Origin of the sequence: Rhodococcus baikonurensis (assembly GCF_040489275.1) — a bacterium.
In the GTDB taxonomy this organism is placed as follows: Bacteria; Actinomycetota; Actinomycetes; order Mycobacteriales; family Mycobacteriaceae; genus Rhodococcus_F; species Rhodococcus_F baikonurensis.
In genome coordinates, this window is sequence record NZ_JBEUOQ010000001.1 from 405,367 (window position 1) to 426,042 (window position 20,676).

The 20,676-nt window shown below is 63.3% G+C and carries 22 protein-coding genes; 12 read left to right on the plus strand and 10 right to left on the minus strand.

The annotated features are described in order from the left end of the window. Window positions 1-16: 16 nt before the first annotated feature. A complete protein-coding gene (locus ABWI03_RS02005; RefSeq protein ID WP_095968414.1) occupies window positions 17-820 on the minus strand; it encodes an SDR family NAD(P)-dependent oxidoreductase in 804 nt (267 codons plus the stop codon). A gap of 307 nt (window positions 821-1,127) precedes the next feature. Between ABWI03_RS02005 and ABWI03_RS02010 the strand changes: the two genes are divergently transcribed. Beyond that, entirely contained in the window at window positions 1,128-1,730 is a 603-nt protein-coding gene (locus ABWI03_RS02010) for a TetR/AcrR family transcriptional regulator (RefSeq protein WP_378375532.1), read from the plus strand. Between the two features lie 24 nt (window positions 1,731-1,754). Here the strand turns inward: ABWI03_RS02010 and ABWI03_RS02015 are convergent, their stop codons facing one another. After that, entirely contained in the window at window positions 1,755-2,348 is a 594-nt protein-coding gene (locus ABWI03_RS02015) for a TetR/AcrR family transcriptional regulator (RefSeq protein ID WP_003940428.1), read from the minus strand. 116 nt (window positions 2,349-2,464) lie between these two features. Here ABWI03_RS02015 and ABWI03_RS02020 point away from each other — a divergent pair, with 116 nt between their 5' ends. The 3 genes from ABWI03_RS02020 (at window position 2,465) to ABWI03_RS02030 (ending at window position 5,334) form a co-directional block, all read left to right on the plus strand. Further along, window positions 2,465-3,226, plus strand: a complete 762-nt coding sequence (locus ABWI03_RS02020) for an enoyl-CoA hydratase-related protein (protein WP_172436468.1) — start codon at window positions 2,465-2,467, stop codon at window positions 3,224-3,226. 241 nt (window positions 3,227-3,467) lie between these two features. Beyond that, window positions 3,468-3,983 (plus strand): OsmC family protein, encoded by a 516-nt coding sequence (locus ABWI03_RS02025; protein ID WP_353798694.1) that lies wholly within the window; start codon window positions 3,468-3,470, stop codon window positions 3,981-3,983. Window positions 3,984-4,020: 37 nt separating this feature from the next. Then, the gene (locus ABWI03_RS02030; RefSeq protein ID WP_124569590.1) at window positions 4,021-5,334 is read left to right on the plus strand and encodes a bifunctional o-acetylhomoserine/o-acetylserine sulfhydrylase; all 1,314 of its coding nucleotides are present in this window, start codon (window positions 4,021-4,023) and stop codon (window positions 5,332-5,334) included. A 64-nt stretch (window positions 5,335-5,398) separates the two neighbouring features. Here the strand turns inward: ABWI03_RS02030 and bphC are convergent, their stop codons facing one another. From bphC to ABWI03_RS02050, 4 genes are all read right to left on the minus strand, one after another. Further along, window positions 5,399-6,319, minus strand: coding sequence for a biphenyl-2,3-diol 1,2-dioxygenase (bphC, locus tag ABWI03_RS02035; RefSeq protein WP_095968411.1), 921 nt, complete (start codon window positions 6,317-6,319; stop codon window positions 5,399-5,401). Between the two features lie 35 nt (window positions 6,320-6,354). Continuing rightward, window positions 6,355-7,533: an acyl-CoA dehydrogenase family protein gene (locus ABWI03_RS02040; protein WP_003940250.1), complete on the minus strand. Its 1,179-nt coding sequence runs from the start codon at window positions 7,531-7,533 to the stop codon at window positions 6,355-6,357. 125 nt (window positions 7,534-7,658) lie between these two features. After that, window positions 7,659-8,528: an alpha/beta fold hydrolase gene (locus ABWI03_RS02045; RefSeq protein WP_124569215.1), complete on the minus strand. Its 870-nt coding sequence runs from the start codon at window positions 8,526-8,528 to the stop codon at window positions 7,659-7,661. 76 nt (window positions 8,529-8,604) lie between these two features. After that, a complete protein-coding gene (locus ABWI03_RS02050) occupies window positions 8,605-9,513 on the minus strand; it encodes an IclR family transcriptional regulator (protein WP_095973173.1) in 909 nt (302 codons plus the stop codon). Between the two features lie 138 nt (window positions 9,514-9,651). On the opposite strand from ABWI03_RS02050, the gene ABWI03_RS02055 reads away from it, so the two are divergent. From ABWI03_RS02055 to ABWI03_RS02065, 3 genes are all read left to right on the plus strand, one after another. Further along, on the plus strand, window positions 9,652-10,527 hold the full coding sequence (locus ABWI03_RS02055; RefSeq protein WP_298777128.1) for a TIGR03619 family F420-dependent LLM class oxidoreductase: 876 nt from the start codon (window positions 9,652-9,654) through the stop codon (window positions 10,525-10,527). 32 nt (window positions 10,528-10,559) lie between these two features. After that, window positions 10,560-11,051 (plus strand): nuclear transport factor 2 family protein, encoded by a 492-nt coding sequence (locus tag ABWI03_RS02060; protein ID WP_124569213.1) that lies wholly within the window; start codon window positions 10,560-10,562, stop codon window positions 11,049-11,051. A 128-nt stretch (window positions 11,052-11,179) separates the two neighbouring features. Further along, window positions 11,180-12,427 carry an Nramp family divalent metal transporter gene (locus ABWI03_RS02065; protein ID WP_095973170.1) on the plus strand — a complete coding sequence of 416 codons (1,248 nt, stop codon included), beginning with the start codon at window positions 11,180-11,182 and terminating at the stop codon, window positions 12,425-12,427. A 56-nt stretch (window positions 12,428-12,483) separates the two neighbouring features. Here the strand turns inward: ABWI03_RS02065 and ABWI03_RS02070 are convergent, their stop codons facing one another. Beyond that, a complete protein-coding gene (locus ABWI03_RS02070) occupies window positions 12,484-14,079 on the minus strand; it encodes an acyl-CoA synthetase (protein ID WP_166809070.1) in 1,596 nt (531 codons plus the stop codon). 68 nt (window positions 14,080-14,147) lie between these two features. Next, complete coding sequence (locus tag ABWI03_RS02075) at window positions 14,148-14,291, minus strand: hypothetical protein (RefSeq protein WP_172436752.1); 144 nt, start codon at window positions 14,289-14,291, stop codon at window positions 14,148-14,150. A gap of 275 nt (window positions 14,292-14,566) precedes the next feature. Between ABWI03_RS02075 and ABWI03_RS02080 the strand changes: the two genes are divergently transcribed. After that, complete coding sequence (locus ABWI03_RS02080) at window positions 14,567-15,505, plus strand: 3-oxoacyl-ACP reductase (protein WP_095973168.1); 939 nt, start codon at window positions 14,567-14,569, stop codon at window positions 15,503-15,505. 27 nt (window positions 15,506-15,532) lie between these two features. Next, window positions 15,533-16,276 carry an SDR family NAD(P)-dependent oxidoreductase gene (locus ABWI03_RS02085; RefSeq protein WP_095973167.1) on the plus strand — a complete coding sequence of 248 codons (744 nt, stop codon included), beginning with the start codon at window positions 15,533-15,535 and terminating at the stop codon, window positions 16,274-16,276. A gap of 23 nt (window positions 16,277-16,299) precedes the next feature. On the opposite strand, the gene ABWI03_RS02090 is transcribed toward ABWI03_RS02085, so the two are convergent. Further along, window positions 16,300-17,205, minus strand: a complete 906-nt coding sequence (locus tag ABWI03_RS02090; protein ID WP_298777127.1) for an amidohydrolase family protein — start codon at window positions 17,203-17,205, stop codon at window positions 16,300-16,302. Between the two features lie 125 nt (window positions 17,206-17,330). On the opposite strand from ABWI03_RS02090, the gene ABWI03_RS02095 reads away from it, so the two are divergent. The 3 genes from ABWI03_RS02095 to ABWI03_RS02105 all read left to right on the plus strand — a co-directional run bounded on the left by ABWI03_RS02095 (window position 17,331) and on the right by ABWI03_RS02105 (window position 20,076). Beyond that, on the plus strand, window positions 17,331-17,858 hold the full coding sequence (locus tag ABWI03_RS02095) for a nuclear transport factor 2 family protein (RefSeq protein ID WP_166809067.1): 528 nt from the start codon (window positions 17,331-17,333) through the stop codon (window positions 17,856-17,858). A gap of 4 nt (window positions 17,859-17,862) precedes the next feature. Next, complete coding sequence (locus tag ABWI03_RS02100; RefSeq protein ID WP_124569210.1) at window positions 17,863-18,996, plus strand: oxidoreductase; 1,134 nt, start codon at window positions 17,863-17,865, stop codon at window positions 18,994-18,996. Window positions 18,997-19,077: 81 nt separating this feature from the next. Continuing rightward, a complete protein-coding gene (locus ABWI03_RS02105; RefSeq protein ID WP_166809066.1) occupies window positions 19,078-20,076 on the plus strand; it encodes an acrylyl-CoA reductase family protein in 999 nt (332 codons plus the stop codon). A 5-nt stretch (window positions 20,077-20,081) separates the two neighbouring features. Here ABWI03_RS02105 and ABWI03_RS02110 read toward each other — a convergent pair whose 3' ends face one another. After that, a complete protein-coding gene (locus tag ABWI03_RS02110; RefSeq protein WP_007729467.1) occupies window positions 20,082-20,633 on the minus strand; it encodes a ribonuclease H family protein in 552 nt (183 codons plus the stop codon). Between the last annotated feature and the right edge of the window lie 43 nt (window positions 20,634-20,676).

Genomic DNA, 20,676 nt, shown 5'->3' on the forward strand with positions numbered 1-20,676 from the left:
ACGAATCGGGGGCGAGTTACATGCCCATTCCACCGTCGACCGGGAGGCCGATACCGGTGATGAATCGTGCGGCGTCGGAAGACAAGAACACCACGGCGTCCGCCATGTCGTTCACTTCACCGAGACGGCCGAGCGGGGTGAGACCGATGACGTCACCGACTGCTGCTTCGGCACTGGGCCAGAGGCCGAGCTTCTCCATGTCCGCCGCGAGTCCGAGCCCCATCTCGGTGGCTACGAGGCCCGGGTAGATGCAGTTGACGCGGACTCCGTAGCCGAGCTTGCCCGACTCTGCGGCGGCAACCCTGGTGAAGCGATCGACCGCGGACTTTGTCGCGGAGTACCCGCTGATGCCGGGAAAGGGAATGGTTGCGGCGACCGAGGAGATGTTGATGACGGAACCGCCGGTGCCGGCTACTCCGCCCGGACGCATGCTACGCAGTCCGTGTTTGGTTCCGAGCGCCGTTCCGAGGATGTTGACCTCACACATGCGTCGGATGTCGCCTGGATCGAGGTCGACCACCAGCGAGGAAATCTCGATGCCGGCGTTGTTGACGAGGATGTCGAAGCCACCGAGAGTCTCCGCGGTGGCAGCAACCGCCTCTGCCCAGTTCGCGTCGTCGGTGACGTCCAGCTTCACGAAGCCGGTCTTCACTCCGCCGGAACCGACAGCCTCCGCGGTGGCGCGGCCCTCGTCTTCGAGAACGTCGCCGATCATCACCGACGCTCCCGCCTTTGCCAACGCCTCAGCCATACCGGCTCCGAGCCCCTTGGCACCACCTGTGACCAGTGCTTTTCGTCCCTCGAGATCAAACACACTCATTTTCGACTGCCTCCATGACTGAAACGACTCTCGCGATGCCACCGTTCACAGCGACGCTGCCAAGTGGTGTGAGTCACAGAGTATTCAACTTTGGACGAGTGTCAAGAGAAATCTTGACGACTGTCAAGATTTTGTTACACGCTCGTCAAAGACCAGGGGTTACACTGGGTCGAACGCGGCGATCGTGCCGCTGTGGAAACCGCAGGGAACAGGACGTGCCATCGTGACCACGACAGTCGAGAAGCCAAGTGGGGCAGGAAAAAAGGCGGTTCCTGTCTCTTCGGAGAAGCGGTCCAACGCCGACAAGGTGTCACGTCGCCAGGTCGACAAGTTCTCCGAGCGACGCGATCAACTGGCCGAGGCTGCACTGCAAACGCTGGCCGAACTGGGCTACGCGCGCACGAGCCTGCGCGAAATCGCCCAGAATTCGGAGTTCTCACACGGCGTTCTGCACTACTACTTCAGCGACAAAGTCGACCTGATCACCCACTGCGTGCGCCACTACAAGGCGCGCTGCGTCACCCGCTACGACGGCATCGTCGCCACCGCTCAGACGCCTGAGGAACTGAAAGCCGGTTTCGGCGCACTGCTCGCGGAGACCATGATCGAAGAACCGACGATGCACCGCCTCTGGTACGACCTGCGCGCGCAGTCGATGTTCGAGGAGTCGTTCCGAACCGACGTGGCAGCGATCGACGAGAGTCTCGAAAACATGATCTGGCGCATCGTCTCTCGCTATGCCGAGCTTCTCGACGTGGAGCCCTCGGTCACCTCGCCGGCGATGTACGCGATCTTCGACGGCCTGTTCCAGCAGAGTCTGCTGCGTCATCTGTCCGGTGATCAGACTGCCGCGAACTATCTTTCGGAGAGCGTCCAGCAGATGCTGCCCCTGGTAGTGCCCACACCCTGAGCCGGCACCACGTCCTGAGTCGACTCAGCGGGCAGCGATGCCTTCCGCGACGTACCTGGCTCCGCGATCGAATTCGCCGACCACGTCGTAGTCGGCGTCTTGCCGCCAGAAGCGGACCAACGCCCCGTAGGTACCACCGATCATCTGCGCGAGAAACAGCGGCGGGTAGTCCGATCTCACTTCGCCGGCTTCGATACCGGCAGTGACGATCCGCAGGAGTTCCACGTGGAACCGATGATCGTGGGCCGCCCCCGCTCCGGAGGAGGCGAAGTCGCGCTCCAGTTCTGCAGTCACCATGCGCAGATAGCGCGGATGCATGATCGCCTGTTGCGCAAAGTCCTGAAAAATCCTGGAGATCCGATCAGAGGTCGGCATCGGCGATTCCATGAGCTGATCCACCAGTGCCGCAAGCTGATCGAGGTGATCACTGTGCAGCGCCTCGAGAACCGAGTCCTTGCCCTGGAAGTAATTGAAGAAGGTAGCTCGCGACACCTCGGCTCGCTCGGCGATGTCGTCGACGGTCGTGCTGGCGAAACCCTGCGCCGAGAACAGAATTCGAGCAGCCGAGAGCAACCTGTCGTTGGTATCGCGCTTGTTCTGTTCTCGTTTGGAAATCACGTCGACCTGCCTTTCTCCGCCTCAGGACACAGTCTTCGCCACAGTCCGGAATGTGTCCAATGTCGGTCTCGCCAGTTGAAGCACCACCCCTTCGATAGATGGACTACAGTCCAATTATGTCGACTGTTTCCACAGACCGCCACGACCGCGTTCTCATCGTCAGGATCGAACGCGAAGAACGTCGCAATGCGATCAATCGTGAAACTGCCGAGGGAATCGAAGCCGCGCTGAACCTTCTCGACGACGACCCCGATCTGTGGGTCGGCATCATCACCGGAACCCCCAGCATCTTTTGCGCCGGAACCGATATCCGAGAGCGGGCCGATCTTCGCATGCCCCGCGGCGGCGAGTACGGCGTCATTCGGCGCCGGCGGAACAAGCCCCTGATCGCTGCAGTCGAGGGATACGCGCTGGGTGGCGGTTTCGAAATCGCATTGGCCTGCGATCTGATCGTCGCCTCCGCCACAGCACAATTCGGCCTTCCCGAAACCAAACGCGGCCTGGTTGCGACGTCCGGTGCACTCTTTCGGGCGCCTCGCGCGCTTCCGATCAACGTCGCCCGCGAACTCTTGATCACCGGCCGCACACTGGATCCCGAACGGGCCAAGGATCTCGGCGTCGTCAATGCAGTCACTGCCGAGGGCAAAGCACTCGACGAGGCGCTGGTGATGGCAGCGGAGATCTGCGAGTCCTCCCCCACCTCTGTGAGCTTGAGCCTGAAGGCGATCGACGCGCTCTACGCCGACGCCGACGCCGTCGGATGGGAGGTCACCGACGACGCCAAGGATGCAGTGTTGCGCTCCCCGGACATCGCCGAAGGGCTCGACGCCTTTGCCAGTCGTCGGACACCCCGATGGAGCGGACTGCCGCCCGCATGAGCGACCACGATCCGAGACAGATTCCCTATACGTCTGGTCGGAAAGGGTATGAACCGGTTACAGTCTCTCCTGTGACGGGAATCGGCGCATACGAGACGGGCACGCTGCTGACGCGGCGGCGCCATGTCGACTTTGCGCATGTCTGTACATCCGGGTGTCCGATCTACTGATCGGACCTACGACGTGAGCGCCGCTCACGTCGATACTCGTATGTACACCCAGATCAGGGGACATTTCTGTCATGACCACCGCTTCCATCTCACACCTGAGTTCCGTCGTAGCAGCCAACGCCGACGCCATCGACAAGGACGCGAGCAAAGCGCACGTCGTCTTCAAGGCTTCCGCCCAGGCGCACGACGCCGTTGCCAGCACCATTTCTCTCGGTAAGTACAGCGTCGAGGTCGACGAGCCGCCGGCCCTCGGCGGCGAGAACACCGCAGCCAATCCTGTCGAGTACTACCTTGCTTCGCTTCTGTCGTGCCAGGTGGTCACCTACCGAGTCTGGGCCGACAAGCACGGTATCGCTCTCGACGACATCTCGGCCAGAGCCGAAGGTGACCTCGACGTTCGTGGATTCTTCGGCTTCGACGACGCCGTCCGTCCGGGATTCTCCGAGGTACGCGTGGTCGTCACCCTGACCGGCCCGGAAACCCGCGAACGGTATCTGGAGCTGCAGGAGACGGTCGACGCCCACTGCCCCGTACTCGATCTCACCCGCAATCCCGTCCCAGTGCATACAGTCGTCGAAACCGCCTGACCCGCATCAACCCACCTTCACCACGGAGTATGAATTCATGAGCGAGAACACCCCCGTCGACACCGATCCGACCGCCGATTGGTCGTTCGAAACCAAGCAGGTCCACGCCGGACAGGGCCCGGACAGCGCCACCAACGCTCGGGCACTTCCGATCTACCAGACCACCAGCTACGTCTTCGACAACACCGACCATGCGGCAGCACTCTTCGGCCTCGCCGAGCCGGGCAACATCTACACCCGCATCATGAACCCGACTCAGGACGCCGTCGAGCAGCGGATCGCCGCACTCGAAGGCGGAGTAGCGGCTCTGCTGGTTGCGTCCGGCCAGGCCGCCGAGACCTTCGCGATCCTCAACATCGCCGAAGCCGGTGACCACATCGTCTCCAGTCCTCGCCTGTACGGCGGCACGTACAACCTCTTCCACTACACGCTGCCCAAGCTGGGTATCACCGTCGACTTCGTCGAAGACCCGGACAACCTCGATCACTGGCGTGAGGCAATCCGTCCGAACACCAAGGCGTTCTACGGCGAGACCATCTCCAACCCCAAGAACGACGTGTTCGACATCCCCGGCATCAGCGCAGTCGCCCATGAGCACGGCATCCCCCTGATCGTGGACAACACGGTGGCAACTCCTTACCTCATTCAGCCGCTGAAGCACGGCGCTGACATCGTCGTCCACTCCGCCACCAAATACCTTGGCGGACACGGCACCGCGATCGCCGGCGTCATCGTCGACGGTGGCACCTTCGACTGGACCCAGGGACGCCACACCAACTTCACCACCCCTGACCCCAGCTACCACGGCGTCACCTTCGCCGATCTCGGTGCACCCGCCTACGCCCTCAAGGCGCGCGTTCAGCTTCTGCGCGATCTCGGCTCGGCCATCGCACCGTTCAACGCCTTCCTCATCTCGCAGGGCATCGAGACCTTGAGCCTGCGCATCGAGCGCCACGTGTCCAACGCCCAGAAGGTCGCGAAGTTCCTCGAGGGCCGCGCCGAAGTCACGTCGGTCGCGTACGCCGGACTGGAATCCTCACCCTGGCACGAGCGCGGAAAGCAGCTGGCGCCCAAGGGAACCGGTGCCATTGTCGCGTTCGAGCTCGCCGGCGGAGTCGACGCAGGCAAGAAGTTCGTCAACGCACTGACGCTGCACAGCCACGTCGCCAACATCGGCGACGTTCGCTCACTCGTCATCCACCCCGCCTCGACGACGCACTCGCAGCTCACCCCCGAGGAGCAACTCGCTTCGGGCGTCACCCCGGGGCTCGTCCGCCTCGCGGTCGGCATCGAAGGAATCGACGACATCCTCGCCGACCTCGAAACCGGTTTGGCAGCAGCAGCTTCCTGATCGAGCACACGAAAAAGCTCGGTCCCGACAAGCGTCGGGACCGAGCTTTTTCGTTGCGTCAGAACTAGCTCTTGGGAGTGAACGCGGCCAGCGGTTCACTGTCGGACCAGTCGTGGCCCCAGTAGCTGTCCGCCGTGATTTCCTCAGCGGTGTAGAAGGTTTCGTCGACAAGCATGCCTTCGCAACCGAACTCGAGATCCCAGCCACCCGGTGCGCGCACGTAGAACGACACCATCTTGTCGTTCGTGTGGCGACCCAACGTCGAGGAGATCGAGAAGCCGAGCTTGGCAACACGATCGAGAGCCTGACCGACGGCGTCGAGAGTCTCTGCTTCCATCATCAGGTGCACGAGACCGGGCTCGTCCACCGGCGGCGCCGGGCACAGCGCCAGGCTGTGGTGGCGCTGGTTGACACCCATGAAGCGAACGCGGCGAGCCGGCGGCGGCGCATCGATTCCGCCGAGACGGATGGAACCGCGCGGGAGGAATCCGAGCACCTCGGTGTAGAAGGTGTACGCCTCGTCGAAACGCGTAACCGGAAGCACCACATGGCCGAGGCCCTGATCGCCGGTGACGAAACGGCCGCCGTGCGGGGTGACCAACGGGCTGTGGTCGAGTACCGGTCCGAAGAAAACCTCGACGCGGTTGCCGTTGGGATCGTCGAATGCGATGACCTGCTCGGCATCGCGGTAGCTGGCGTCGACCTCGGAGAGGACCTCGACCTCGACTCCGGCCTTCTCCACTGCTTCACGAACACGCTGGAGCGCGAACTGATCTCGCACTTCCCAGCCCACTGCGAGGGCCTTGTCCGTCTCGCCGGGCAGGACGATCAGTCGCGCACGACGCTCGTCCAGGCGCAAGTAGAGGCCGTCGGCTTCCGGGCCACTACCGACCGCGAGGCCGAGTCCGTCGACCACGAGTTCGCGCCAGCGAGCCACGTCCTGCGTTTGGATCCTGAGATACCCCAGGCCCCGAATTTCAGTCATGCCTAACCGTCCTTGCTTCGAGAGTGATTGTGGGACTAGATCATCGAGCGGTGAATGCCCTGCGGTTCGCCACCGAGCTGCGAGAGCGTCGACGCGTGGAAGATGGAACCGGGTACGTGGATCGCATGCGCGAGACCGGCATGCGCATCACGCCAGAACCGCTGCATCGGCGTGTTCAACTGCAAAGCGCCACCACCGGAACGAGCAAAGATCTCGTCCACCGCCCGCACAGCACGCCACGCCGCAGCAGTCTGCGTACGACGACCGATCGCACGAAGCTCGAACGAAACTTCCTGCCCCTTCTCCGTCATGTCCCAGAAACGATCCACCGTCTCCAAGATCGCAGCCCGAGAAGCAGCGATCTCGGCCGCAGCCTCACCGATCGCGAACAGCACGTACGGATCTTCCTTGATCGGAACACCACTGACCGTCACACGCTCACGCTGCGCAGCCATGTTGCACGCCAACGCACCCTCCGCGATACCGATCAACGACGAGGTGATTCCCAGCGGGAAAATGCACGAGAACGGGAACTTGTACAGCGTCTCGGTACGGCCCGCTTCCTTCCACGCCGTCCCGTCGTACACCTTTCCGGCGTCGATCGTGCGGTAGGTGGGCAGGAATGCGTCCTTGACGATCAGGTCCTTCGACCCGGTCCCGCGCAGGCCCACGACATTCCAGCTGTCCTGGTCGATGTCGTAATCGGAGCGCGGCAGCAGTACGTGCAGGTGCTTCGGCGGCATCAACGGCTTACCGGATTCGTCACCGACCATCGCGCCGATCATGATCCAGTCACAGTGATCGGTACCCGAGGAGAACGACCAGCGGCCGTTGAGGATGTACCCACCCTCGACCGGCCTCGCTACGCCCATCGGCGCATACGGCGACGCCATCCACGTATCAGGATCGGTTCCCCACACCTCTTCCTGAGCCTTGCGGTCGAAGAACGCAAGCTCCCACGGATGCACACCGACGATGCCGCTGACCCAACCCGTGGCACCGTCCATCGCGCCGATAGCCATTGCCGTCTCGGCGAATTCACGCGGATGTGCCTCGAGGCCTCCGAATTCCTTCGGCTGGAACATCCGGATGACGCCGGAGTCGCGCAGTCGCTTCGCGCTGCCGTCCGTCAAGCGCATCAGCTTGTCGCCCTCGACTCCGTCGGCGCGGATCTCGTCGGCGAACTGTGAGATGTTGTCCAGAACCTGACCCATGATTTTTCCGGCTTTCTGGTTTCGGTACCCGGCGAGTGCCTAGGCAGAATGAAAATCTGTTGGTGAAACGGTGGCAGGTAGCCCGCCGAAGTGCAGAAACGCTTCCCGGTGAGTGGGAGCACCCATTACTTGCCTTCTGGACGCGTCAGGAATGCCAGAACGGACGCAACCCAGGCGTCACGGGCTTCGATCATCGTCCAGTGTCCGCAGTTGGGGAAGATGTGAACTTCGCCGTTCGGGATGTCGCGCATCGGCAGTATGGCCATGTCCACGGGGCTGACACGGTCGTCGCGTCCCCAGGTCAACAGCGTCGGTGCCTTGATCTTGTTCAGCTGCGCCCAGTACGGCACGGCGGTCGAAGCAGCTGCAGCCGCGCCCATGGCGGCCATGGCCTTGCTGCTGTACATACGACGGGCGATCTCGAGCGTCGTCGGCTCGGTGGCCAGGGCCCAACGCTCTTCGATGAGTTGCTCGGTGACGACGGCACGGTCGAAGACCATCGAATGCAACCACCGGACCAGAGCTTCGCGGGTGGGGTTGTCGGTGAACTCCATGAGGAGTTTGATGCCTTCACCGGGACCGGGAGAGAAGGTGTTCTTGCCCATGCCGCCGATGGTGACGAGCTTGCTCACGCGGTGCGGTTCGTCGATCGCGACCTTGGTGGCGACGATGCCGCCCATGGAGTTGCCGATCATGTGGACCGGTCCGAGGCCGAGGCCATCGAGGAACATCCCGACCGATGCCTGCGCCATCATCATCGGGTGGTCGGGGCCGGGATCGCTGACGCCGAATCCGGGGAACTCGAGAACGTAGCAGTGGAAGTACTCCGCGAAGTCCGCGAGAACGCCACGGTAGTTACGCCAACCGGTGACACCGGGACCCGATCCGTGCAGCAGCAGGAGCGGCGGGCCGTCGCCGGCTTCGTGGTACCGGAGCACACCGAGATCGGTCTGCAGTTCCTTCAGAGTTCCCTCGTAGCTCAGTTCAGTCGTCATGGTCCGAACGGTGCCATCAGTACCGCTGAGCTGCTATGACCCGTCCCGATCAGCGAGACAAGTCGATCGAAATACGTCAGATCCAGTGGTCGGACGACGCTGCCAGCAGGCGATCCATCGTCTCCGCCGAGAACGTATTGGTCGGAACGGGAGGCGTCTTGCGGCCGCGGCGAGGAGCACCCAGTTCGGGGTACAACGTCCGCGAGACCTCACGAGCCGCGTCGACGACCAGCGGAGCAACTCGCTCGAGCTGAGCGGTCCGCATGTCGCCACACAACGCGATGCTGCCGACGGGACCCTCGTGTCCGCGAATTGCCGAAGCCACGCACGCGACTCCACGCGCCGACTCCCCGCGTTCGAAGGCCAGTCCCCGACGCTGACGGATGCGGTTCAGTTCCTGATGGAGCACAGCGACGTCGGTGATCGTGTTCTCGGTGCAGCGGGGAAGAGCCGACCCGAACAGAGCGTCGACGCGCTCGGGGTCGATCCATGCCAGCATCGCCTTGCCACCGGCCGTCGAATGAGCGAGCACTCTGCCGCCTACGCGGGACGGCAGGGCCGCGGCAAACCGTCCGCCGACCTTGTCGAGGTAGACACTCTCGCGTCCGTCGAGCACCGACAGGTGAACGACCATTCCGGTCTGCAGGTGCAGTTCGTGCAGAAGCGGTGCTGCGGCTTCGCGGATCTGGCTGTGGCCGCCGTCGCCACCACCGAGGCCGAGTGCGCGGCGCCCGAGGCAGTAGCCGAACGATGCGTGATCGACCCAGTCCAGCTTGACGAGCTGATCGAGAATGCGGTGGACGGTGGACCGCGGCAACTGAGTACGGCACGCGACCTCTTCCAGCGTCAGCCGCGCGGCACGGCCGTCGAAGGCGTCGAGAATCAGCGTCATCCGCTCGACCATCGACGGCGGCAGATCCTTCTTGGGTTGCCCACCGGCGGTCTGGACGGTGGACAGTGTGTCGTTCATGTCAACGATGGTCATGGACGCCTCCCGAAAACTGGAATTGATTCTACCGACTATAACCCAGGTCACAGTTCCTGGAAAGTGAATCAACCTTTTCGATCCCGATCAGCGGTAATTCCCCTGCTGCCATGCGAGCAGGAGGGCTATAAACGCCCGATGCACCTGGGAATCGTCACGCCGGTACTGATTCAGCACCCGAGCACACGTTCGGAGTGGGAGGCGAGTGCCGACATCGGTGAGATCGCCACAGTGGCCGCTACGGCAGATCGACTCGGTTTCCATCATCTGACCTGCAGTGAGCACGTAGCAGTTCCCGAAGAGATTGCCACCGAACGCGGCGGAACCTATTGGGATCCACTCGCCACACTGGGCTATCTGGCCGCCCGCACGTCGCGGATCCTCCTGGCGACGCAGGTGCTGGTACTGGGTTATCACCACCCCCTCGAGATCGCCAAGCGCTACGGAACGCTGGATCGCGTCAGCAACGGACGCCTGATACTCGGGCTCGGAGTCGGAACTCTGAAACAAGAATTCGATCTCATAAATGCTCCGTTCGTCGACCGGGGAGCGCGTGCCGACGATGCTCTGGCAGCACTTCGTGCATCACTGTCGACGCCGACTCCGGAGTATCACGGCGAGTTCTACGACTACTCCGGATTCGTCGTCGAACCCCATGCCGTCCAGAAGCGCGTACCCCTGTGGATCGGCGGCAGGACCAAGAGGTCGTTGCGCCGGGCCACCACACACGGCGACGGTTGGGTTCCGTTCGGGCTGCGATTCTCCGAACTGAAGGAAATGCTCGACGCCACGACGCTCCCCGACGGATTCGACGTCGTCCTCCCCGCCGGCGCTCCGCTCGACCCCCTCGGCAATCCCGAATCCACGCTTCGTGCCCTCACTCGCGTCCGCGACGCCGGGGCGACCATCGCCAGTTGCTCGATCGGCGCTCGAAACGTCGAGCACTACTGCGAACAGCTAGAAGAACTTCACCGAATCGCCCTCACCGAGGGCCTCGCTTTCACCACTTCCTGATCCGTCAACCTTCCCGAGCAAAGGACGTACCCATGACCGACACGACCGCCCTGATCGAATCTCTGCTGGCCCGAGTGGAATTGCTCGAGGACAAGCTCGCGATCACCGAACTGCTGACCACCTACAGCCCCGCCGTCGACAGTGGATCAGCCGACGAGGTCGCGAACCTGTGGCTCGAGGACGGCGTCTACGACGTCGACACCGGCGCGATGCACGGCCGCGGCGAACTCCGGGCCATGGTTCACAGCGCCTCTCACCAGAACTGGATCATGAACGGCGCGGCGCACATGATGACGCCAGCGCACATCCGCATCGACGGCAACAAGGCCGTCGCAACCTGCCATTCGCAATTGGTCATCAAGGACCCCGAGAACCCGACGGGGTTCAAGGTCCTCCGTATCACCGCGAACCGCTGGGAACTGATCAAGACGGACGGCGAGTGGAAGGTCGAACTGCGTACCAACGCCCTCCTCGACGGACGGCCCGAGGCCCGCGCTCTCCTGGCCGCCGGGGTGACGGCCTAACCCCCTGTGCGCGGTTAAGGACCCTCTGCGGTCGCTAACCGCGCACAGCTGTTGAAAGTTTGGCTCCCCGAACTCTATAGTTCACTTATTCGAACCAACAGGTCCGAGTACGTGTGACCAGGAGAGCGATGAGCACCAGTACGCAAGAGCCGACGACTCCGCGCCGACGACCTACGGGGAGATCCATCGCTCTGCTCGGTCCGGCGTTCGTCGCGGCAATCGCGTACGTCGATCCGGGCAACGTCGCCGCCAACCTCACAGCCGGCGCGAAGTACGGCTATCTCCTCATCTGGGTGCTCGTCCTCGCCAACGCGATGGCCGTCCTGGTGCAGTATCTGTCCGCGAAACTCGGGTTGGTCTCCGGCAGATCCTTGCCCGAGATGCTCGGTCAGCGGCTACGCAAGAACAACCGTCGCGCGTTCTGGCTCCAGGCCGAGATGATGGCGATCGCGACCGACGTCGCCGAAGTCATCGGCGGCGCCATCGCACTCAACCTGCTCTTCAACATCCCGCTCTTCCTCGGCGGGCTGATCACCGGATGCGTGTCGATGGTGATCCTGACGATTCAAAGTCGGCGCGGACAGCGCACTTTCGAGTTCGTGGTCATGGGCTTGCTGGCCATCATCACGATCGGCTTCCTGACCGGGCTCGCCTTCACCGACGTCTCCGGCAGCGAAGCAGTCGCGGGACTGGTGCCCCGCTTCGAAGGCACCGAGACCGTACTGCTCGCCGCCAGCATGCTCGGCGCCACGGTCATGCCGCACGCGATCTACCTTCACTCCGCATTGGCACGTGATCGCCACGGCCACATCAAGCCCGGGCCACGGTTGCAGCGACTACTCAAAGTCACCCGTTGGGATGTCGTCGTCGCCTTGATCATCGCGGGCGGCGTGAACATCGGCATGCTGCTTCTGGCCGCTTCGGCTCTGCGCGGAGTACCCGGCACCGACACCATCGACGGCGCGCATGCCGCGATCGAGAATTCGCTCGGTCCGGGCGTGGCCGTTGTCTTCGCAATCGGGCTCCTCGCCTCGGGACTCGCGTCGACCTCCGTGGGATGCGCAGCCGGCGCCGAGATCATGCACGGTCTTCTGGCCATTCGCATTCCGGTGATCACACGCCGAATCGTCACTCTCATCCCGGCGCTGATCGTTCTCGGACTCGGCGTCGACCCGACGCTGGCGCTCGTGCTCAGCCAAGTGGTCTTGAGCCTGTGCATCCCCTTCGCGATCATCCCGCTGGTGCGAATGACCTCGGACCCCGAACTCATGGGCGACGCGCGAAATGCCCCGATCACGACCGTCGCGGCGTGGATTGCGGCGGGCTTGATCGTTGCACTCAACGTCGCTCTGCTGGTTCTGACGGTGACAGGCTAGAGCACCGGAGCCACCCAACGCGTCCCTCACAAACGCGCTGGACGGCTCCGGCCGGACTAGGAGGCTTGCTCGGCGAGAGTGGCCTTGGCCCAGCGGTAATCGGCCTTTCCGCTGGGAGAACGCCTGATCGACGGAACGTTCATGACGGTGCGCGGCACTTTGTACCGAGCGACCTGCGACGCGCAATGCTCACCGATCTCGGCAGCGTCCGGGACGTCGAAGCCTTCGCGGGTCGTGATGACCGCCGCGACGCGCTCACCGAACTTCGCATCCGGAATTCCCGCGACCAGTGCGTCGAGCACAGCCGGGTGACTCTTGAGTGCCTGCTCGACCTCCTCGGGATACACCTTCTCCCCACCGGTGTTGATGCACTGAGAACCACGTCCCAGCAGGACGATCGAGCCGTCGGCTTCGACACGTCCGACGTCGCCGAGCACCGACATCCGCACCCCGTCGATCACCGGGAACGTAGCCGCCGTCTTGACCGGATCATTGAAGTAGCCGACCGGCACGTGACCACTGCGAGCGATGTACCCGGTCTCGGGAGATCCCGGCTCCAGCGGCCGCATCCTTTCGTCCACGACGCGGGTCTCGTCGCGAGCAGCGATGCGCATCAAACCGTCTTCGCCGATCTCGAGATTGCCGTCGACGCCCGACTCCGAGGAGCCGAATCCGTCGCGGATCACCAGGTTCGGGAGTATGGACTTGAGCTGCTCGCGCAGGGAGAGCGAGAACAATGCTCCGCCCGACGAGACCATTCCGACCGTGCTGAGATCGTAATCCGCAGCGTTGGCAGCCAATTCGTCTGCGAGCGGACGCGCCATCGCATCTCCGACGACGGTGATGGAGACGGCCTTCTCACTCCCGGCGAGCTGCAGGGTCGTCTTCGCGTCGAAGCGCGCCATGAGAATTGCGTTGGCGCCCATGAAGAATCCGGTGAACAGCGAGTACGACGCTGCGCCGTGCATCAACGGTGCAGTGCTGAGCATGTTCATCGCGGGCACGTTCGGGACCGCGGCGTACAGAGCTTCAGCGGTGGTGTGCGGCGGACCGAACGGATTTCCGCCGGTGAGCGCCGCGAAGTAGAAGTCCTCGTGACGCCACATGACGCCCTTGGGCATACCCGTCGTGCCACCGGTGTAGATGACGAAGAGGTCGTCGTTGCTGCGGGGCGCGAAGTCACGAGTAGCGGGCTGCTCCGCGGCAGCGTCGGCATATCGAACGACGTCGACGCCTTCGATGTCGCGGACCACCGACTCGCCGACGACAACGACGTGTTTGATTCCGGGCGCGGCCGGGAGGACAGTCTCCACGACGGGAACGAACTCCTCGTCCACGATCAGCGCTACCGACTGCGAATCGTTGTACAGGTAAGTCAGTTCGGCGTCGACGTAGCGATAGTTGACGTTGATCGGGACTGCGCGAATCTTGAGGCAGCCGAGCAAACTCTCGACGAACTCGATGCTGTTGCGCATGTGCAGAGCGACGTGATCGCCCGGCCCGACACCGACACTCGCCAAGTGCCGGGCAATGCGGTTCGATCCCTCGTCCAGTTCGACGTAGGTGCGACGACGGCCATCGCACACGAGTGCGGTGCGGTCCGGAATCAAATCCGAAATGCCCTCGTACAGATCTGCCAAATTCAGTGACACTACTGGTGCCTTCCTTGATGTCCGGCCCGGGGAATTCGGGACCGACCGTACTGCGTTTTCGGTGAGAACTATCCGACCCTGGTGCCGACGAATGCGGCCAAGAACTGGGCGGATTCACCCGTTGCGCCACCAGAAGTCGCGAAAGCCGATCCCGCCGTGAGGATCTCCGACGGCGGTGTGGGATGGGGACGTTTCTGGGTGTCGACAACCATGGTGGCTCCGGGACAGGATCGGTGGTGACGCAGGGCGCGTACGCGGTGGGGTCGCCGCGTCGACCCAAGGTGGCATGCGCCGCTCGTGACCCAGATCACCGCTCCCGCTCAGTGAGACTACTCGTCTTTCGGCCGATCTTCTGCTCAAAACTAGAACTAATTCTGATTTTGCTCGAATGATTTCTTCGGAACGACAACCGAACTCTCGACTTCAAATTAGAATGAATACTAATTTTGTTGAACCTACTCGCCAGACCGGATCGAAGGAGCACGACATGACGCAATCACTGAGCTTGGAAGGCAAAGTTGCCGCCGTCACCGGCGCCGGCGCCGGCCTGGGTCGCGCCGAGGCACTCGGACTCGCCGCTGCCGGCGCAGCCGTCATCGTCAACGACATGGGCGCAGCGGCCAACGACGTGGTCGACGAGATCAAGGCAGCAGGCGGACAGGCACTCGCCATCACCGGCGACGTCTCCGATTGGTCACTCGGCGGGCGCATCATCGAAGAGGCCGTCAAGAACTTCGGATCCTTCGACATCCTCGTCAACAATGCAGGCATCCTGCGCGACAAGATGATCTTCAACCTGACCGAATCCGATTGGGACGACGTCATCCGCGTACACCTCAAGGGTCACGCCGCCACCTCACACGCAGCCGCAGTCCACTGGCGCGCAGCCAGCAAGGCCGCCGACGCACCGGTCTACGGCCGCATCATCAATACCTCTTCCGAAGCCTTTCTCTTCGGCAGCGCCGGACAGCCCAACTACTCGGCAGCCAAGGCCGGTATCACCGCGCTGACGCTCTCGAGCGCAGCAGGTCTCTCCCGCTACGGCGTCCGCACCAACGCGATCTGCCCCCGCGCCCGCACCGCCATGACGGCAGAAGCCTTCGGCGAGAACAACACCGGCGTCGTCGGCCTCGATCCGCTTGCACCCGAGCGCGTCGCTACCCTGGTCAGCTACCTCGCATCCCCCGATTCCGACGAGATCAACGGTCAGGTATTCGTCGTCTACGGCAAGATGGTGGCGTTGATGGAAGCACCCAAGGTCGAGAATCGTTTCGACGCAGCCGGATCCGCGTTCACAGTCGAAGAACTCGGTGGCCAGCTCTCGTCCTACTTCTCCGGCCGTGGGCCGTACGAGACCTACGCCGCCTACAGCGTCGCCGGCCTCGAAAAGATCGCACTTGCAGTCGACGAGACCGCAACAGTTTAAGCAGCACTGACGAAGAGGAGCGTTTTCATGAGGTTGAACGGCAAGGTAGCGATCGTCACCGGCGGCGCCGGTGGAATCGGTCGCGCCATCACCCGAGTCTTCGCCCGTGAAGGCGCGAAGGTCCTGTTCGTCGACATCAACGACGAGCAGGGCCAGGCCCTCGAACAAGAACTGGCCGGCTCCGGCAAGTTTCTGAACGTCGACCTTGCTGCTGCCGGTTCGGCCGAGCAGATCCGTGACGCTGCGCTCGCGGCTTTCGGCAAGCTCGACATCCTGGTGAACAACGCTCACGCGTCCCGTCAGGCTCCGTTGCTCGAAACCACGCAGGACATGTTCGACCTGTCCTTCAACACCGGTTTCTACCCCGTTGTCCACCTGATGCAGGCGTGCCACGACGAACTCGCGAAGACCAAGGGTTCGGTCGTCAACTTCGCATCGGGTTCAGGTTTGGACGGAATGCCCACCCAGACGTCCTACGCTGCGGCCAAGGAAGCTGTGCGAGGCCTGACGCGCGTCGTCGCCAACGAGTGGGCGCCGGAAGGCATTCGGGTCAACGTGGTCTGCCCGTTCGCTGCCACCGAAGGCGTCGTCAAGTGGCAGGAAGCCTTCCCCGAACGTGCAGCCGCATCGGTTGCCAAGGTACCGCTCGGACGCATCGGGGATCCCGAAACCGACATCGCTCCTGTCGTGGTGTTCCTGGCGAGCGACGATTCCCAGTACATGACCGGACAGACGTTGATGGCCGACGGCGGCAGCATCAAACTGCGCTGAGCCGAAGTTCTTCTCGGTGGGACTCAGCTCACCGAGAAGAGCTTGGCAGCGTTGTCGTGCACGACGGCTCGCAGCCACTCGTCTCCGAGATCGAAGCGCGTAACCGCTTGCAAGGCCGTGAGATACGGGTACGGGATGTTGGGGAAGTCGCTGCCGAACAGGATGCGGTCCTGCATGTCGACGAGCCGTGACACGTCGGCCTTCGGGAAGGCACACTGCTCTTCCGTGAAGTCGGTGAAGGCCATGGTCGTATCCAGGCGAACGTTGCCGTAAGCCTCTGCCAGATCGAGGAATTCGCTGTACTCGGGCATCCCCATGTGCGCGACGATCAACGACAGGCGCGGGTACCGTGACAACAGCGAAGCAATGCGATCGGGCCCCGTGTACTCCCCCGGCGCCGGTCCCGATCCACAGTGGATCACGATGGGTGTCTCGGAGTCCTCGAGTTGACCCCAGACCTTGTCGAGCAGAGGGTCGTTCGGATCGTAGTTGCCGACCTGGATGTGGGACTTGAAGATTCGCGCACCCGACTCCAACGCCTTCCCGACGTACGACGCTGCCGACTCCTCGGGATAGAAAGTGGCCGTGTGCAGGCAATCGGGTGTTTGCGCGGCAAACTCGACGGCCCACTGGTTGAGCCACTCGGCCATCGCGTGCTTGTGCGGGTAGATCATGGACGTGAAAGCTCGGACGCCGAACTCGCGGAGACGGTGTACCCGTTCCTCCTCGGCAAGGCGGTAAGCGATGGGCCATGGTCGCCCGATCATCGGGCCCGCCGAATCGAAGTAACCCCACACCTTGTCCATGACGCTCTTCGGCATGAAATGGGTATGGACGTCGATCACGCCCGGAACACCCAACTCGCGCCAGAAAGCCCGAACCTCGACGATCTCTTCCGGTCCGGTCGATGGGACCTCTTCGGTACACACGTCTGACACCCCTTTCGTTCGCTCGACCATACCGAGCGCCGTCGCGCTCACCGGGACAGGTCGTTGACGGCCCGCCATGAGCACCCGAGTGTGAACCCATCTTGCCGATCACCGTTGGAGGTTGAATGTCTCAGGCCGAGTCCGAAGTGGGGTCGATCAGTGCCGTCGAGGAACTGCTCGCAATCGAGGAAATCAAACGTGTCTTCGCCGCGCGCCTACGCTGCATGGACACCAAGCAGTGGCACGTCTACCCGACCCTGCACACCGCAGACGTCGTCAGCGAGACGTGGGGCGGACTCCCGACGGACAAGCAACCCAAGACCGGTGACACCTCGAACCAGGTAGTGGGCATCGACAAGCTCACCGCGGCAATTCGGAACATGCTCGACGGCGACATCCCCCTCACCACGGCACACCACGCGCACACTCCCGAAATCGTGCTGACCTCGCCCACCACCGCAACCGGTATCTGGGCGATGGAGGACATGCTGTGGTGGAACGACGGCGAGAAAGAACTGCATCTACACGGCTACGGCCACTACCACGAGGAATACCGCAAAGAAGACGGCAGGTGGCTGATCAGCTACCGAACGCTCACGCGGCTCCGTGTCGACCAGGACCCCGGATTCTTCCGATTCATGAAAGCGCTGTGACGAAGTGACCAACCCGCTGTTCCAACCGCTCCGTATCCGTTCGCTCGAATTGTCCAACCGCATAGTCATGTCGCCGATGACGCGCACGTACTCCATCGAGGGCGTGCCCGGGCGCGACGTCGCCGACTACTACCGCCGACGCGCCGAGGGCGGAACCGGACTGATCGTCACCGAGGGCGTCGCGATCGATCACGAGACTGCTGTCGATCACGCCAATGTCCCCAACCTCCACACCCCTGCCGCTCAGGCCGGCTGGCGCAAGGTAGTCGACGACGTGCACGCTGCGGGCGGCAAGATCGTGCCTCAGCTCTGGCACGTCGGACCGCTGTGGGGTGCGATGACGCAAATGGACCCCTCACTCAAGCCGATGCGCCCCTCCGGCGAATGGGGCCCGCTCGGCGTCACCTCGTACTCTGCTGCCTACGTCGAGCGCGCACAGGCGAGCACCGAAGCGATGACCGAGCAGGACATCCAGGACGTCATCGACGCGTACGTCCGCAGCGCGAAGCACGCCGTCGAACTCGGCTTCGACGGCATCGCGATCCACGGCGGTCACGGCTACCTCCTCGACTCCTTCTTCTGGGAGGGCACCAACCAGCGCGACGACGCGTGGGGCGGCGACCTGGAGCGTCGTACCAAGTTCCCGGCCGCCGTCGTCGCTGCGATCCGTGCGGCCATCGGACCGGATCTGCCGATCATCTACCGTTTCTCGCAGCACAAGCAGCAGGATTTCACCGCCAAGATCGCGGAAACTCCCGAGGAGTTGGGCGTCATCCTGGGCGCGCTGGTCGACGCCGGAGTCGACGTTCTCGATGCCAGCATCAGGCGTTTCGACGTCCCGGCCTTCGAAGGCAGCGATCTCTCGCTAGCGGGTTGGGCGAAGAAGCTGACCGGCGCCGTCACGATGGCGGTCGGCAGCGTCGGGATCGGAAAGTCGCTGCGGGACAGCCGCATCGAAGGCGTTGCGCCGGTGGTGGACAACATCCCACAGCTCGAGGAGCGCATCGGCAGCGGTGAGTTCGATCTGATCGCGATCGGCCGCCTCCATCTCGCCGATCCGGCGTTGGCGTCGACCCTGCGCGACGGTGGTCCGCTGCCCGCGTTCGATCGAGCCGTGCATGAGGGCAGCTTGATCTAGGGGCTCCGCCCCCTGTGCGCCTTTCCGGTAGTTCGCACTACCGACAAGGCGCACAGGGCCGAAGGCCTTTATGTTCGACCTATGACTACCTTCAACGCCTGGGTCGCCCGCGAAAGCGACGGCACCATCGACTTCGCCCCCGAAACCGTCGACGAGTCCTTCCTCCCCGCAGGTGAGGTCACCATTCGCGTCGAGTATTCGAGCGTCAACTACAAGGACGCGCTCGCGGTCACCCCGAAAGGCGGGGTGGTTCGCGAGTACCCGATCGTCCCCGGCATCGACGTCGCCGGCGAGGTCATTGCCTCCGAGTCCGACGCATTCGCCCCGGGCGACAAGGTCGTCGCACATGGCTACGAGATCGGGACCGCCCGCAACGGCGGCTACGCCGAGATCGCCCGTTTGCCTGCCGAGTGGGTCGTGAAACTCGACGGCATTTCCACCGCCGACGCTGCTGCGATCGGCACGGCAGGATTCACCGCGGCCATGAGTGTCCAAGCCATTCTGGCCAGCGGAGTGACGCCCGCCGACGGTCCCGTCCTGGTGACGGGCGCGAGCGGCGGAGTCGGCACCGTCAGTGTCGACCTTCTGGCAAGCGCAGGCTTCGACGTGGTCGCCTCCAGCGGCAAGCCCGGCGCGGCAGACCTTCTGGTCTCACTCGGTGCGTCTTCGGTGATCGGCCGGCTCCCCGAGGATCCCGACGCCAAGCCTCGCCCGCTCGGAAAATCTCAGTGGGCGGCGGCCGTCGACTGCGTCGGCGGAAAGACCCTCGCTCACGTTCTGAGCACGATCAACTACGGTGGTGTTGTGGCCGCCAGCGGGTTGACCGGTGGCGCCGCGCTGCCTACGACCGTGCTGCCGTTCATTCTCCGCGGAGTCTCACTGCTGGGCATGGACTCGGTATTGATGCCGATCGAACCCCGTCGCGCGCTGTGGGCCCGTCTGGGCTCCGACCTCGCACCACGTCATCTGAAAGAGATCACGAACCTCGTTGCCGTCCGCGACGTCGTCTCGGTGATCGATCAGGTACGCGAAGGCAAGTACACCGGCCGTGCGCTGGTTCAGGTTGCCGACGGTTTCTGAACCGCTCAGAAAAGTGTGAACAGATCTGCCGGCTCTTCGGCCGTCGTGGACTTCTCTTTGTACGGAGAGTTCACGGCGGTCGGCTCCTTCTTCACCGGGGCAGCAAGCGGCACCGACGCGATGTCCCCCGAGACGATGGCGCGTGCGGCTTCGCCGGCCAGCTTGTCTGCCATCTCGTTGTAGTGGTTGCCCACATGCCCGCGCACCCAGCGGAAGCGCACCGGTCCGACACGATCGGTGATGGCTCGATCGATACTCTGCACCAATTCGAGGTTCTTGACCGCCCCGCCGCTCGCGGTCTTCCAGCCCTTGCGCTTCCAGCTGGGCAACCATTCGGAAGCGCACTTGATGGCGTACTGCGAGTCGGATTCGATGAGCAGAGGATCCGCGCCGGGATGGGCTACGACGGCCTCGAACAGAGCACGCAACTCGGCAATCTGGTTGGTGCCGGACGCTTCTCCGCCGGACATGCTCGGACCCTCGTGATTGACCCACGCCCAGCCGATAGCCCCGCCGGGGTTTCGCAGACAGGATCCGTCGGTGCTCACGATGATCATGGCTCGGACAATACGTTGCGCCACCGACACACGCCTTAACGGA